Source organism: Pseudomonas putida, assembly GCF_001941965.1.
GTDB lineage: Bacteria > Pseudomonadota > Gammaproteobacteria > Pseudomonadales > Pseudomonadaceae > Aquipseudomonas > Aquipseudomonas putida_L.
The window spans coordinates 77,014-90,623 of the sequence record NZ_MKZO01000073.1; the positions used below are offsets into that span (position 1 = coordinate 77,014).

The 13,610-nt window shown below is 64.7% G+C and carries 15 protein-coding genes; 12 read left to right on the plus strand and 3 right to left on the minus strand.

Going from position 1 to position 13,610, the window contains the following annotated elements:
- Positions 1-117 precede the first annotated feature (117 nt).
- The 3 genes from PSEMO_RS29320 to PSEMO_RS29330 all read left to right on the plus strand — a co-directional run bounded on the left by PSEMO_RS29320 (position 118) and on the right by PSEMO_RS29330 (position 2,451).
- Entirely contained in the window at positions 118-1,023 is a 906-nt protein-coding gene (locus PSEMO_RS29320; RefSeq protein WP_075806361.1) for an alpha/beta fold hydrolase, read from the plus strand.
- A 109-nt stretch (positions 1,024-1,132) separates the two neighbouring features.
- On the plus strand, positions 1,133-2,047 hold the full coding sequence (locus PSEMO_RS29325) for an SDR family oxidoreductase (RefSeq protein ID WP_075806362.1): 915 nt from the start codon (positions 1,133-1,135) through the stop codon (positions 2,045-2,047).
- Between the two features lie 65 nt (positions 2,048-2,112).
- Positions 2,113-2,451, plus strand: coding sequence for a hypothetical protein (locus tag PSEMO_RS29330; RefSeq protein WP_075806363.1), 339 nt, complete (start codon positions 2,113-2,115; stop codon positions 2,449-2,451).
- A 390-nt stretch (positions 2,452-2,841) separates the two neighbouring features.
- Here PSEMO_RS29330 and PSEMO_RS29335 read toward each other — a convergent pair whose 3' ends face one another.
- Positions 2,842-3,627: an IclR family transcriptional regulator gene (locus PSEMO_RS29335; RefSeq protein WP_075806364.1), complete on the minus strand. Its 786-nt coding sequence runs from the start codon at positions 3,625-3,627 to the stop codon at positions 2,842-2,844.
- 175 nt (positions 3,628-3,802) lie between these two features.
- Between PSEMO_RS29335 and hmgA the strand changes: the two genes are divergently transcribed.
- The 3 genes from hmgA to maiA are packed head-to-tail and all read left to right on the plus strand — an operon-like array spanning position 3,803 to position 7,049.
- A complete protein-coding gene (gene hmgA, locus PSEMO_RS29340) occupies positions 3,803-5,110 on the plus strand; it encodes a homogentisate 1,2-dioxygenase (RefSeq protein WP_075806365.1) in 1,308 nt (435 codons plus the stop codon).
- The gene (gene fahA / locus PSEMO_RS29345) at positions 5,107-6,399 is read left to right on the plus strand and encodes a fumarylacetoacetase (RefSeq protein ID WP_075806366.1); all 1,293 of its coding nucleotides are present in this window, start codon (positions 5,107-5,109) and stop codon (positions 6,397-6,399) included. The genes hmgA and fahA overlap by 4 nt, the downstream gene beginning before the upstream one ends.
- Positions 6,400-6,413: 14 nt before the next feature.
- A complete protein-coding gene (gene maiA / locus PSEMO_RS29350) occupies positions 6,414-7,049 on the plus strand; it encodes a maleylacetoacetate isomerase (RefSeq protein ID WP_075806367.1) in 636 nt (211 codons plus the stop codon).
- 132 nt (positions 7,050-7,181) lie between these two features.
- Here maiA and PSEMO_RS29355 read toward each other — a convergent pair whose 3' ends face one another.
- On the minus strand, positions 7,182-7,988 hold the full coding sequence (locus PSEMO_RS29355; protein WP_075806368.1) for a transglutaminase family protein: 807 nt from the start codon (positions 7,986-7,988) through the stop codon (positions 7,182-7,184).
- A gap of 116 nt (positions 7,989-8,104) precedes the next feature.
- Between PSEMO_RS29355 and PSEMO_RS29360 the strand changes: the two genes are divergently transcribed.
- Positions 8,105-9,130, plus strand: a complete 1,026-nt coding sequence (locus tag PSEMO_RS29360) for a Leu/Phe/Val dehydrogenase (RefSeq protein WP_075806369.1) — start codon at positions 8,105-8,107, stop codon at positions 9,128-9,130.
- A 3-nt stretch (positions 9,131-9,133) separates the two neighbouring features.
- On the opposite strand, the gene PSEMO_RS29365 is transcribed toward PSEMO_RS29360, so the two are convergent.
- Positions 9,134-9,400, minus strand: a complete 267-nt coding sequence (locus PSEMO_RS29365; protein WP_075806370.1) for a YebG family protein — start codon at positions 9,398-9,400, stop codon at positions 9,134-9,136.
- Between the two features lie 245 nt (positions 9,401-9,645).
- Between PSEMO_RS29365 and PSEMO_RS29370 the strand changes: the two genes are divergently transcribed.
- The 5 genes from PSEMO_RS29370 to PSEMO_RS29390 all read left to right on the plus strand — a co-directional run bounded on the left by PSEMO_RS29370 (position 9,646) and on the right by PSEMO_RS29390 (position 13,590).
- Entirely contained in the window at positions 9,646-10,116 is a 471-nt protein-coding gene (locus tag PSEMO_RS29370; RefSeq protein WP_075806371.1) for a phosphate-starvation-inducible protein PsiE, read from the plus strand.
- A 202-nt stretch (positions 10,117-10,318) separates the two neighbouring features.
- The gene (locus PSEMO_RS29375) at positions 10,319-11,260 is read left to right on the plus strand and encodes a fatty acid desaturase (protein ID WP_075806372.1); all 942 of its coding nucleotides are present in this window, start codon (positions 10,319-10,321) and stop codon (positions 11,258-11,260) included.
- Between the two features lie 12 nt (positions 11,261-11,272).
- Positions 11,273-12,040: a phosphate/phosphite/phosphonate ABC transporter substrate-binding protein gene (locus tag PSEMO_RS29380; protein WP_075806373.1), complete on the plus strand. Its 768-nt coding sequence runs from the start codon at positions 11,273-11,275 to the stop codon at positions 12,038-12,040.
- A 100-nt stretch (positions 12,041-12,140) separates the two neighbouring features.
- The gene (locus PSEMO_RS29385; protein WP_009395135.1) at positions 12,141-12,647 is read left to right on the plus strand and encodes a sigma-70 family RNA polymerase sigma factor; all 507 of its coding nucleotides are present in this window, start codon (positions 12,141-12,143) and stop codon (positions 12,645-12,647) included.
- A gap of 1 nt (position 12,648) precedes the next feature.
- Complete coding sequence (locus PSEMO_RS29390) at positions 12,649-13,590, plus strand: DUF4880 domain-containing protein (RefSeq protein ID WP_075806374.1); 942 nt, start codon at positions 12,649-12,651, stop codon at positions 13,588-13,590.
- Positions 13,591-13,610: the final 20 nt, after the last annotated feature.

Consider the following 13,610-nt stretch of genomic DNA (forward strand, 5'->3'; position numbering starts at 1 on the left):
AAGCTGGCTGCCAAGGCGACTACCGCCACCCCAGCGGCTGGCTATGCTCTCCCACAGAGCACCGACAGGTGCCGACCGTGACCAACACCTAAAACAACCACCAGCCGAGATCTCGCTATGCCTTTGGCAGAGATACCTCTGTGCGTCTGGCGGACACGGAGCCTGGGATTCACGTTCCGCGGCCAGAGCATTCGCTACTGGACGGCAGGGCAAGGAGAGCCACTGCTACTTATTCACGGATTCCCCACCGCCAGTTGGGACTGGCACTACCTTTGGCAACCGCTGGCCCAGCGTTTCCGGGTGATCGCCTGCGACATGCTCGGTTTCGGCGATTCGGCCAAGCCGGCGGAGCACCGCTACAGCCTGCTGGAGCAGGCCGATCTGCAGCAGGCGTTGCTCGCCCACCTGGCTATCCAGGCGCCTGTGCATGTGCTCGCACATGACTATGGCGGCAGCGTCGCCCAGGAATTGCTGGCCCGGCATCAGGAAGGGCTGGTCGATATCGCCAGTTGCGTATTCCTCAATGCCGGCCTGTTTCCCGAGTGCCATCGCCCGCTGTTGCTCCAGCGTCTGTTGATCAGCCGCCTGGGCTGGCTGGTGGCGCGGATCTTCGATCGCGATGACCTGGTGCGCAATGTCGGGCAGATCTACGGGCCCGGCACCCAGCCCAGCGAAAGCGCGCTGGATGACTGCTGGAGCCTGATCGTGGCCAATCGCGGCAATCGCATCCTGCACCGTCTGTCGGAGTACCTGGTCGAGCGTCAGGCCCATCGCCAGCGCTGGGTGGGGGCCTTGCAGGACGCACGCCTGCCGCTGCGTTTCATCAACGGCGCGGCGGACCCGCTGTCCGGCGCACATATGGTCGAGCGCTACGAGCAACTGATTCCTGAACCCGATACCGTGCTGCTCCACGGCATCGGCCACTACCCGCATACCGAATCGCCGGCCCAGGTGCTGCGCCACTACCTGGATTTCCGCCATCAACCGCTGAGCTGGACTCCGCAGAAAGTCGCCTGGAACTGACCGCAGCGTCACTTATCACCTGCCATTCAGCGCCCGCCCGGTTCGTTGCCCGGGGCCGGGCGCTGGCCGACACTGGCCACTCCGTTCCCTGTTCAGTAGGAGTTGAGCCATGACCGATTCGGTGCGCCTGGAAGATAGAGTGGTGATCGTCACGGGGGCCGGTGGCGGCCTCGGCCGGGCCCATGCCCTGTTGTTCGCCCGGCATGGGGCGAAGGTGGTGGTCAACGACCTGGGCGGCTCGACCCACGGCGAAGGGGCCAATGCTTCGGCGGCAGACCGCGTGGTCGCGGAAATACGCGAGGCCGGCGGTGAAGCGGTGGCCAACCATGACTCGGTGACCGATGGCCAGCGCATCGTCGAGCAGGCCCTGGACAGCTTCGGCCGCATCGACGTGGTGGTGAACAACGCCGGGATCCTGCGCGACAAGACCTTCCACAAGATGGAAGACGCCGACTGGGAGCTGGTCTACAAGGTTCATGTCGAGGGTGCCTACAAGGTCACCCGCGCCGCCTGGCCGCACCTGCGCGAGCAGAACTGGGGGCGGGTGATCTTCACCTCGTCCACCTCGGGCATCTACGGCAATTTCGGCCAGGCCAACTACGGCATGGCCAAGCTCGGCCTCTACGGCCTCACGCGCACCCTGGCCCTGGAAGGGCGCAAGAACGGCGTGCTGGTCAACGCCATCGCCCCGACCGGCGGCACGCGCATGACCGAGGGCCTGATCCCGCCGCAGGTGTTCGAACAGCTCAAGCCCGAGCTGATCAGCCCGCTGGTGGTGTACCTGGGTAGCGAGCAATGCCAGGACAGCGGCAATCTCTACGAAGTCGGCGGTGGCTGGATCGGCCAGGTGCGCTGGGAGCGCAGCCTGGGTGCCGGCTTCGATCCGCAGGAAGGCTTCAGTGTCGAGGACGTGGCGGCCAGTTGGGGGCGCATCGGCGACTTCGAGCATGCCGTGCATCCCAAGGACAGCCTTGAGGCCCTGCAGCAGATGATGAGCAACCTGCAACGCTTCGCCCGGCGCTGATTCCGGTGGTGATCGCGAATCTGGCCTAAGCTGGCAGGCCCGTGATCGCGACAAGGAGTGCGCACATGTACGAATCGAAAACCGAAGAGGTCATCTCCACCGGACAGTTTCGCAGCCGGCTGCTGCTGCATGCGCTGGGGGCCGTGTTGCTGCTGCTGGGCTCGATCCTGATTGGTGTGGTCGGGCACCTGCACTTCGAGGAGGGGGTGGCGTGGTATGACGCGGCGTTCAATGCCACTTTGCTGCTGGGCGGAATGGGGCCGGTGGACCTGCCGCAGACGCCAGGCGGCAAGCTGTTCTTTGCGGTGTATGGGTTGTATGTGGGGCTGATGTTCGTTGCGTGTATCGGGCTGATCCTGGCGCCGGTGGCGCATCGGCTGTTGCACCGGTTTCATTGCGATTGATGAGGTTGGTCTTTCGGGCCTCATCGCTGGCAAGCCAGCTCCCACAGGGATCGCGTGCACCGCTGAACCTGTGGGAGCTGGCTTGCCAGCGATAGGGCCATCAGCAACACCACAAATAAAAAAGGCCGCTGCAATCGCAGCGGCCAACAAGACGCAGATCAAGGAGCTTCAAAATCAACGTCGGTAGAACTGAAGGGTACGCATCGGAACAACAATCGAGAGCACTCTAGGGGGAGAGCATTAACCGACCGTTAAGGGGTCCGAAGCGTCAACTTCGCGCCCTGGCGAACACCGGATCGTCAGGGCAAGAGAAGGGTAGTCAGACGCAACCCACGGAAAAATAGCGCTTTCTGACATTCACTGTTGCATCGTTAGCAACAGTGCACCAATTCAGTTCACTGATGGCTGATAGCCCAAGCGCCAGCTGATGGCCTGGGCGGTGGCGAGCAGACGCTGCGCCGCCGGGCCCTGTTCGTCGGCGTGGAAGATCGAGGTCGGGCCGACTACGGTGATCACCGCGGCAATCTGGCCCATGGCGTTGAACACCGGCGCCGACAGGGCATCGACGCCCGGCATCAGCAGGCCATGCACATGGTGCAGGCCGTGTTCGCGGATGCTGGCGAACAAGGCCTCGTAATGCGTGAGATCATGCCCGCTCTGCGCCAGCTCGCGGTCCCGCAGTTCCACGGTTTCCCGCGCCGGCAGGTAGGCGCCGAACACCAGCCCGGTGGACGAACTGAGCAGCGGCAGCACCGAGCCGATCTGGGTCACCACGGTTACTGCACGCACCGCCGGCTCGATATTCACCACGGTCGCGCCCTGGTTGCCCCACACCGCGATAAAGCAGCTTTCATTCAATTCGTCGCGCAGCTCCGAGAGCGGCAGTGCCGCCACCTTCAGCACATCCATACCGCCCAGTGCCGCCAGCCCCACGCGCAATGCTTCGCGACCGAGGCCGTAATGGTTGGTGGCCGGGTCCTGCTCGGCGAAACCACTGGCGATCAGCGCCTGCAGGTAACGGTGCACCTTGCTCGCCGGCATCTCCACGTGCTCGGCCAGGCGCGACAGCGAGGTGGCGGGGGAGAGCTCCGCCAGTGCCTTGAGGATATCGGTACCGACCTCCGCCGAACGAACCTTCTGTTTGCCGTTTTCGGCGCTGGACGTGGTCTTGCTCATGGGCGCTGTTTTCTCTGTGGGAGCGAGCTTGCTAAGGACGGCAGCCTTTATAGCTTGACGTCCTCATGCGAGCAAATTACGTTATGCGTAATCCGTTTACGAATTAAAACAACGCAGAAGCACTTCCCTCTTGCATGGGCGACAGGGCGGTCAATCTGTCACCCATGGAGGCTCAATGAACATCGACACCCGGTCCGATCTCGCTTACCAAAGCGGTTTCGGCAATGAATTCGCCAGCGAAGCCCTGCCCGGCGCCCTGCCGGTCGGCCAGAACTCCCCGCAAAAAGCCCCTTACGGCCTGTACGCCGAACTGCTCTCCGGTACCGCCTTCACCATGAGCCGCCACGAACAGCGGCGCACCTGGCTGTACCGTATCCGTCCGTCGGCACTGCATCCGGCGTTCGAGCGCCTGGAACGGCAACTGGCCGGTGGTCCGCTGGGCGCGGTGACCCCGAACCGCCTGCGCTGGAGCCCGCTGGACATGCCCGGCGAGCCCACCGATTTCATCGACGGCTGGGTGACCATGGCCGCCAACTCGGCGGGTGAGAAACCGGCCGGTATCAGTATCCACATCTATCGCGGCAACCGCTCCATGGAGCGGGTGTTCTTCAACGCCGATGGCGAGCTGTTGCTGGTGCCGCAGCTGGGGCGCCTGCGCCTGGTCACCGAGTTGGGCGTGCTGGAGGTGGAGCCGCTGGAAATCGCAGTCATCCCACGGGGCATGAAATTCCGCGTCGAACTGCCGGACGGCGAGGCCCGCGGCTATATCGCCGAGAACCACGGCGCGCCGCTGCGCATCCCGGACCTCGGCCCGATCGGCAGCAACGGCCTGGCCAACCCGCGTGATTTCCTTGCCCCGGTGGCGCACTACGAAGAGTACGAAGGCCCGGTGCCGCTGGTGCAGAAATTCCTCGGCGAACTCTGGGGCTGCGAGCTGCAGCATTCGCCGCTGGACGTGGTCGCCTGGCATGGCAACAACGTGCCGTACAAGTACGACCTGCGCCGCTTCAACACCATCGGCACGGTCAGCTTCGACCACCCCGACCCGTCGATCTTCACCGTGCTGACCTCGCCGACCAGCGTGCCGGGCATGGCCAATATCGACTTCGTGATCTTCCCGCCGCGCTGGATGGTCGCCGAGAAAACCTTCCGCCCGCCGTGGTTCCACCGCAACCTGATGAACGAGTTCATGGGCCTGATCAAGGGCGAATACGACGCCAAGGCCGAAGGCTTCCTGCCCGGCGGCGCCTCGCTGCATGGCTGCATGAGCGCCCACGGCCCGGACGCCGAAACCTGCGCCAAGGCCATCGCCGCCGATCTGGCGCCGAACAAGATCGATAACACCATGGCCTTCATGTTCGAGACCGGCCAGGTGCTGCGTCCGACCCGCCATGCCCTGGACTGCCCACAGTTGCAGAACGACTACGATAGTTGCTGGGCCACGCTGCCGAGCACCTTCACCCCGAACCGGAGACAAGCATGAACCAGACCGCCATTGCCCGCAGTTGGGTCGAACACGCCAACGGGCATAGCGACTTCCCGCTGCAGAACCTGCCGCTGGGCGTCTTCAGCCGCGCCGGCGGCGAGCGCCGCAGCGGCGTGGCCATCGGCGACGCCATCCTCGACCTCGACGCGGTGCTGGCTGCCGGCCTGTTCGAAGGCGAAGCCAAGGCTGCCGCCGAAGCGACCCGCGGCGGCGCGCTGAACGCCTTCTTTGCCCTCGGCCGCAGTGCCCGCGTGGCCCTGCGCGAACGCCTGCTGGCGCTGCTCGGCGAAGGCAGCGAGCACCAGGCCGCACTGAAAAGTGCCTTGTATCCTGCCAGCGACTGTGAACTGCATGTGCCGGCGAAGATCGGCGACTACACCGACTTCTACGTCGGCATCCAGCACGCCATGAACGTCGGCAAGCTGTTCCGCCCGGACAACCCGCTGCTGCCCAACTACAAGTACGTGCCGATCGGCTACCACGGCCGCGCCTCGACCATCCGTCCGTCGGGCACCGACGTGCGCCGGCCGAAAGGCCAGACCCTGCCGGCCGGGCAGAGCGAGCCGAGCTTCGGCCCGTGCGCGCGGCTGGACTACGAGCTGGAACTGGGCATCTGGATCGGCCAGGGCAACGACATGGGCCAGGCCATTCCGATCGGGGATGCCGCCGAGCATATCGCCGGTTTCTGCCTGCTCAACGACTGGTCGGCGCGGGATATCCAGGCCTGGGAATACCAGCCGCTGGGTCCGTTCCTGTCGAAGAGCTTCATTTCCACCATTTCGCCCTGGGTGGTCACCGCCGAGGCCCTGGCGCCGTTCCGTTGCGCCCAGCCAGCCCGTCCGAACGGCGACCCGCAACCGCTGTCGTACCTTCTGGACAAGCGTGACCAGGCCGGCGGCGCCTTCGATATCGAACTGGAAGTGCTGCTGATCACCGAGCGCATGCGCGAGCAGAACCTGCCGGCGCACCGCCTGGGCCTGAGCAACACCCTGAGCATGTACTGGACCGTGGCGCAGCTGGTGGCTCACCACAGCGTCAACGGTTGCCAGCTGCAGCCGGGCGACCTGTTCGGTTCCGGCACCTTGTCCGGTGCGGAGCCTGGTCAGTACGGCAGCCTGCTGGAGATCACCGAGGGCGGCAAGCACCCGGTGCAACTGGCGTCTGGCGAGGTGCGCAAGTTCCTCGAGGACGGCGACGAAATCATCCTGCGCGCCCGCGCCACGCGCGACGGCGTGGCCAGCATCGGCTTCGGCGAATGCCGCGGCAAGGTCGTTGCGGCGAACTGAGAGGTCTCTGACGCATGGAACTGTTCACCTATTACCGCTCCACCTCGTCGTACCGGGTGCGGATTGCCCTGGCCTTGAAGCAACTGGAGTTCCAGTCGCTGCCGGTCAACCTGCTCAAGGGCGAACAGCGCGACGAGCATTACCTCGCGCTCAATCTCCAGGGCCGGGTGCCGGCGCTCAAGGCCGATTCCGGCGAACTGCTGGTGCAGTCGCCGGCGATCATCGAGTACCTGGAAGAGGTGTATCCACAGCCGGCGCTGTTGCCCCACGATCCGGTACAGCGCGCAAAGGTTCGCGGCGTAGCGGCATTGATCGGCTGCGATATTCATCCCTTGCACAACGTCAGCGTGCTGAATCGCCTGCGCGAGCTGGGGCAGGGCGAGGAGGCGGTGAACCAGTGGATCGCCCACTGGATCAGCCAGGGGCTGGAGGCGGTGGAACAGTTGATCGGTGACCAGGGCTTCTGCTTCGGCGATGAGCCGGGGCTGGCGGATGTGTACCTGATTCCGCAGGTGTATGCGGCCAGGCGCTTCAATATCGAGCTGGGCGGGTATCCGCGGATCCTGCGGGTGGTGGGGCTGGCGGAGGAGCATCCGGCGTTCGTGCTGGCGCATCCTGCGCGGCAGCCGGATACGCCTGCTGCAGGTTAGTTCTTTGTTGTTCTCTCGGGCCTCATCGCTGGCAAGCCAGCTCCCACAGTGACCGCGTCGATCACAAATCCTGTGGTCAGCACAAACCCTGTGGGAGCTGGCTTGCCAGCGATAGGGCCCGAGAGAACAACATCAATGCACTGATCTTTTCCCACTGGGCAAATGCCCCAACCGCTCCGTCAGCCGCAAGCGCTGGATCGGATCATCGGTCAGCAGCAGCGCATGCTCCAGGTCATAGCGCTCGGCCTGCGGGCATTCCAGATGCTGGTACAGGGTGGCCCGGGCCAGGTAGTCACTGGCCAGCGGCGCTCCCAGCTCCATCACCCGCTCGGCATCCTTCAACGCCGCGATATCGTCGCCATGGGTCGAATGCAACTGCCTCAGGTTGCGTGACAGGCGCTGGATCATCTCCCGCGCACTGGCTGTCTTCAGATGCTCCGCCGTCAACGCCACCTGCGGCCCGAACTGGCGCCCGAGCAATTCCCGGCAATCCGCCGGATACAGACGCCGCCCGCCACAAGGATCGAGCAGATGATCCGCCCCCGGCACGCGCAAGAGGAAATGCCCAGGAAAATTCACCCCCTCCAGCGGAATCGACAACCCCCGCGCCAGCTCCAGGCTCAGCAGGGCCAGCGCCAGCGGCTGGCCGCGACGGCGCCGCAGCAGGTGATCGAGCAGGGCCGCCTGGGGCCGCAGCGGGTGGTATTCGTCTTCCTGGAAACCCAGCGAGCACAGCTTGCGCAGCAGCGGCTGGGCCAGTTCGTTCAGTGGCAGCAGCGGCAGGTCATTGCTGACCTCACGCTGCAGGTCCCTGACCTCGCGCATCACCTGCGCCGGATCGACCTTGGCATCGTGCTCGGCAGCGATCCACAAACCGGCCTCGAACAAGGCCGGGGGCGTGCGTTCCAGACAGGCCAGGCAGGCGAGGCGTGGGTTCATGGCGATCTCCGTCGAGAGCTTCTGTTTTAGCCCTGGCACGGCGTTTCGTCCAGTGCTCCGGCAGGCCCGAAGGGGACACCTATACTGGATGCAGCACTGTTCAGGAGGGCCCGCAGATGTTCGCTCTCATGCAAAGCAGCCGTACCGGTTCGCTGCACCTGTGCACCGACCCGGCCACCGGCCTCAAGGCGGTGATCGCGATCCACAACGAGCAATTGGGCCCGGCGCTGGGCGGCTGTCGCTACCTGGCCTACCCGGACGACAACAGCGCCATGACCGACGCCATCCGCCTGGCCCAGGGCATGACCTACAAGGCCGCTCTGGCCGGACTGCCGTTGGGCGGCGGCAAGGCAGTGATCATCCGCAACCCCCATGTGGAAAACCGTGCCGCGCTGTTCGAGGCGTTCGGGCGCTTCGTCGAATCCCTCGACGGTCGTTACATCACCGCCATCGACAGTGGCACCTCGACCCTCGACATGGACTGCATCGCCCAATCCACCCGGCACGTCACCAGCACCACCCAGGCCGGCGACCCGTCGCCGCATTCCGCCTTGGGTGTGTTCGCCGGGATCCGCGCCACGTCCATGGCCCGCCTGGGCAGCGACAACCTGGAAGGCTTGCGGGTAGCGGTGCAGGGGCTGGGGAATGTCGGCTATGCCCTGGCCGAACAACTGCATGCGGCGGGGGCCGAATTGCTGGTCAGCGACCACGACCAGGGCCGGGTGCAACTGGCCATGGAACAGTTCGACGCCCAGCCGGTGGCCGCCGAAGCGATGGTGGGCACGCCCTGCGATATCTTCGCGCCTTGCGGCCTGGGGTCGATCCTCACCGGGCAGAGCGTGATGCAGCTACGCTGCGCGGCGGTGGCCGGCTCGGCCAACAACCAGCTGACCAGCCTGCAGGTGGCCGACCAACTGGAGAACCGCGGCATTCTGTATGCCCCGGACTACATCATCAATTCCGGCGGGCTGATCTACGTCGCGCTGATCCATCAAGGGCTCGCGCCCACCGCCATCACCGCGCACCTGGCGCGGATCCCCAGCCGGCTGACCGAGGTCTTTGCCCACGCCCAGGCGGAAAAACGCTCGCCGGCGCGGGTCGCCGAGCAACTGGCCGAGCGGCTGGTATACGGCGGCGGCTGAGGCTTATTCCGCCTCGGCCGGTGCTTCCAGCAGTTCGGACAGGGCGTCCGGCTGGCTCTTGAAGGCCTTGGCGAACACATCGCGGTTCTTCGCCATGTAGATGCCGATATCGTCGAGCTGCTGCTCGTCCAGGGACGGCACGGCTTTCTTCAGGACTTCGGCCAGCATCTCCGCCAGCTCGAGCATCTTGTCGTGACGGTCTGCTTCGGCTTTATCCATGAACAAACGCTCCAGGTCGCGGCTGCTGCGGTACACCACTTCGACGGCCATTCATCACCTCACGCCTTTTTCGAAAATTGATTGAATACGAATACTGGGTATTTATACAGTAATCATCCAGCGTTGGATAGTGGCCTTTTTATAGCCCAGATTTTGCAACCTGATGGCGTGGCGCGCGTGCCTTGCGGCAATCGGTCGCCTTCTCAAGCGGGGGCGCTGGCCTTTTTACTGCATGCAGGCATAGCCGTCATATGCCTGGCGCATCTTCTTCCAAGCCGTATCAGGGAATCTGCAACGTGAACATCAAATGGGCTGAAAAACTGCGCAAGGGCCTGCACGGCACTGCCGACTCGCTGGGCAACCTGTGCGTCGAGGCGTTCCACTACCTGGCCCTGTTCGGGATCGGGGCGATCACCGCCTACGCGGCGGTGGCGACCTTCATGGACATGATCAGCAAGGGCGGGGTCAGTGTCGACGATATCCTGCTGCTGTTCATCTACCTCGAACTGGGCGCGATGGTGGGGATCTACTTCAAGACCAACCACATGCCGATCCGCTTCCTGCTGTACGTGGCGATCACCGCGCTGACCCGCCTGCTGATCGGCGATGTATCGCACCACAAGGCGCCGGACGAGGGGCTGCTGTACCTGTGTGGCGGGATTTTGCTGCTGTCGTTCTCGATCCTGGTGGTGCGCTATGCGTCGTCGCGCTATCCGTCGAGCCGGGCGATCGATGCCAATGGCAAGGATGTCGAAGAGGGCAGGTAATTTTGCTTTGTTCTTGAGGGCCCTATCGCTGGCAAGCCAGCTCCCACAAGTCCAGCGGCGCACGCGGTCACTGTGGGAGCTGGCTTGCCAGCGATGAGGCCCTCAGGAACAACAAAAGATCCTGCCCTTTATAACCAATCGATCTGCAAGATTTTCCCGTCTCATCCCACAAGGGGGTATCCGCCATTTCAGGACCTCCGCCATGCCCCATTACCTCGACGACGCCCAGCGTGATGAAGTGCTGCGCCTGCACGCCAGCTTCCTCGGGCGCAGCGAGTGGCCGACCTGGCTGCTGCTGATCGGGGTGTATGCCGGCTGGTTCGCCCTGTTGCTGGGCAGTTCGGTCCTTGGCGTCGGGCTCACCACGGTCCTGCTGGTCCCGCTGCTGGTGCTGTGGCTGTCGCTGCAACACGAACTGCTCCACGGCCATCCGACTCGATATCTCTGGCTGAACAAGCTGCTCGGCTACGCCCCGTTCGCCGTCTGGTACCCCTACACCCTGTACCGCGACAGCCATCTGCTCCATCACCGTGACGAAGACCTCACCCTGCCGGGCCGCGACCCTGAAAGTCGCTACCTCGGCCAACAGGCTTGGCAACGCACCCCGATAGCAAACCGGGCCCTGCGCTGGCTCGACAAGACCGTCCCTGGACGCCTGCTGACCGGCGCCCCGCAAGCCCTGTTCGGCCTCGCCCGGGAAGAACTGACCCGCCTGAAACAGGGCGACCGCCAGGCCTGGCGCATGTGGCTGACACACGGTTTCTGCACCCTGCTGATGTTCACCTTCATCGCCGAATACAGCGCCCTGTCCATTGCCCAGTACGTGTTCCTCGCCAGCGTGCCGGCGTTGTCGGTGGCCATGCTGCGCTCCTTCTACGAGCACCGCCCCGCCGAACGCCCGGAGCAGCGTACCGTGCTCAACGAAGCCGGCTGGCCCTGGACCTGGCTGTTCCTGCACCTCAACCTGCACCTGGTGCACCACGACCTGCCGGGTCTGCCGTGGTACTTCCTGCCCACCGTCTACCGCCAGCGTCGCGAGCAATGGCTGGCGCGCAGCGGCGGCTATCTGGTGAACGGCTATGGCGAGCTGATCCGTGAGCACAGCCTGCGTCCCATCGACAGCCCCGAACATCCTTTCGCCTGATCCGGAGTGCCCATGGCCTACGCCGAACTGCTTATGTACGTGGCCCCCTCGCGGGTTCGCGCGGCCAGCGAATCCTGGCTGCAACAAACGCTGGAACTGCTTGGCGCGGTACGCGAGGACGCCAGCACCCTCGACCTGCCCACCTTGTGGCAATCGCCGAACCTGCTGTTCGCCCAGACCTGCGGCTACCCGCTGATGACCCTGCTGCGCGGCAAGGTCCGGGTCATTGGCCGCCCGGTCTACGAACTGCCCCACGCCAGCGCCGGCAACCATTGCAGCCTGCTGGTGGTGCGCGAGGATGACCCGCGTCTCACCCTGGCGGACTTCTTCGACAGCCGGGGCCTGCTCAACAGCCCCGACTCCAACTCCGGCATGAACCTCTTGCGCCATTGCCTGGAGCCCTTGCAGCGGGACAACCGTTTCTTCTGCGCCATCCAGTACACCGGCAGTCACCGCAACAGTCTCAAGGCCCTGAAGACAGGGCAGGGCGATCTGGCGGCGATCGACAGCATCACCTGGGATTACCTGGCCCGCGACCACAGCGAAGAAGTCAGCGGCCTGCGCATCCTCGACATCAGTGCGCCGAGCCCGACCTTGCCCTTCATCGGCCCGGCCCGCCTCGACGAGGCCGGCGCCGAACGCATCCGCCAGGCCCTGAACCAGACGCTGCCCGCCTTCGCCGACACCCTGGCGATCCGCGAAGTCCTGCCTGCCAGCGAGGCCGACTACCAGATCCTGCTCGACTATGAGCGTTCCGCCGCTAATTTCAAATTCGAATAATCGAATGCTTTTTAAATATTTTTAAAGAATAAGCCGTCCCTCTAGCATGGCGTCACCGGACCACCGGACATCTCAAGCAATCCTCCTTCTGGAGTCATTCATGTCCGGTCTCGACCACGCCCACCGCGAATACGTGGGCTCGCTGTTCCGCAACCATTACCAGTGGCTGTGCCTGCGCCTGCGCCGGCACCTGGGGGATGGTGGCGCGGAAGATATCGCCGCCGACACCTTCGTGCAGTTGCTCAGTGCCCCGGTCGCCGAGCCGATCCGCCAGCCGCGGGCGTTGCTGACCACCATCGCCCAGCGCCTGATGTACCAGCTCTGGCGGCGCCGCGACCTGGAGCGCGCCTATCTCGATGCCCTGCACCTGGACGATGAGGCACAGGCACCCTCGCCGGAGGAACTGGCGCAGATGCTCGAAGCCCTGCAGATCATCGACGAACTGCTCGACGGCTTGCCGGCCAAGGTCAAGGCAACCTTCCTGCTGTCCCAGGTCAACGGCCTGACCTACCCGGAAATCGCTGCGCAACTGGGCATCTCGCAACGCTCGGTGAGCGACTACATGGCCAAGGCCATCCACCGTTGTCTCAAGGCCAGCCTGGAGTGATATGAGCGCCGAACAGGAACGCCTGCTCGAACAGGCCACCCGCTGGATCGTCCTGCTGCGTTCGGGCCAGGCCAGCGATGCGGAGCATCAGGCCTTTCTTGCCTGGCGCGCCCGCGATCCCCGCCATGAAGAACTGTGCCTGCGCCTGGAGCGCACCCTCGGCGTGTTCCAGGTGCCGATTGCCCAGGGGGTCGATGGCGGCGTGCTGCAACGGGCGCTGGATGCCCCGTCGAGCCGGCGCAAGGTGTTGCAGCGGGCCTTGCTCGGTGCTGGCTTGATGATCGGCGGCGGCTGGAGCCTGACGCCGTCGTTCGACTCGCTGAGCGCCGACTTTTCCACGGGTATCGGCCAGCGCCAGACCGTGCACCTGGACGACGGCAGCGAGCTGGTGCTCAACGCGCAAAGCGCCGCCGACGTGCAGTTCGACAGCCAGCGCCGCCTGCTGAAATGGCGGGGTGGCGAAGGGCTGCTGCAGGTCGCCGCCGATCACCGCCCGTTCGTCCTGCAAACCAGTGGCGGCGAGGTGTATGGCCGCGATGCGCGGATTCTTCTGCGCGACCGCGATGACCAGTGCCGGGTCGGCGCCATGGAGACGCCGCTGCAGATCGTTACCCGTGGCGGCGACCGCCTGCAGCTGCAGCCCGGTCAGGAAGTTACGTTCGACCGTTTCCGCTTCGGCGCGCTCCAGACCTTGCGCAGCGGCGACAGCGCCTGGGTCAATGGCCTGCTGGAAGTGCGTGGCAGCCCGTTGCGCGAAGTGATCGAGGCCCTGCGCCCGTATCGCCATGGCGTGCTGCGCCTCGACCCGGCCATTGCCGATCTGCGGGTCAGCGGCCTGTACCGCCTTGACCAGAGCGACGTGGTCCTCGAAGCCCTCAGCCGGACCTTGCCGATCCGTATCAATCGGCGCAGCGATTACTGGGTCACGGTGACTGGGGCATAAGCCCATAACCAAACGATCTG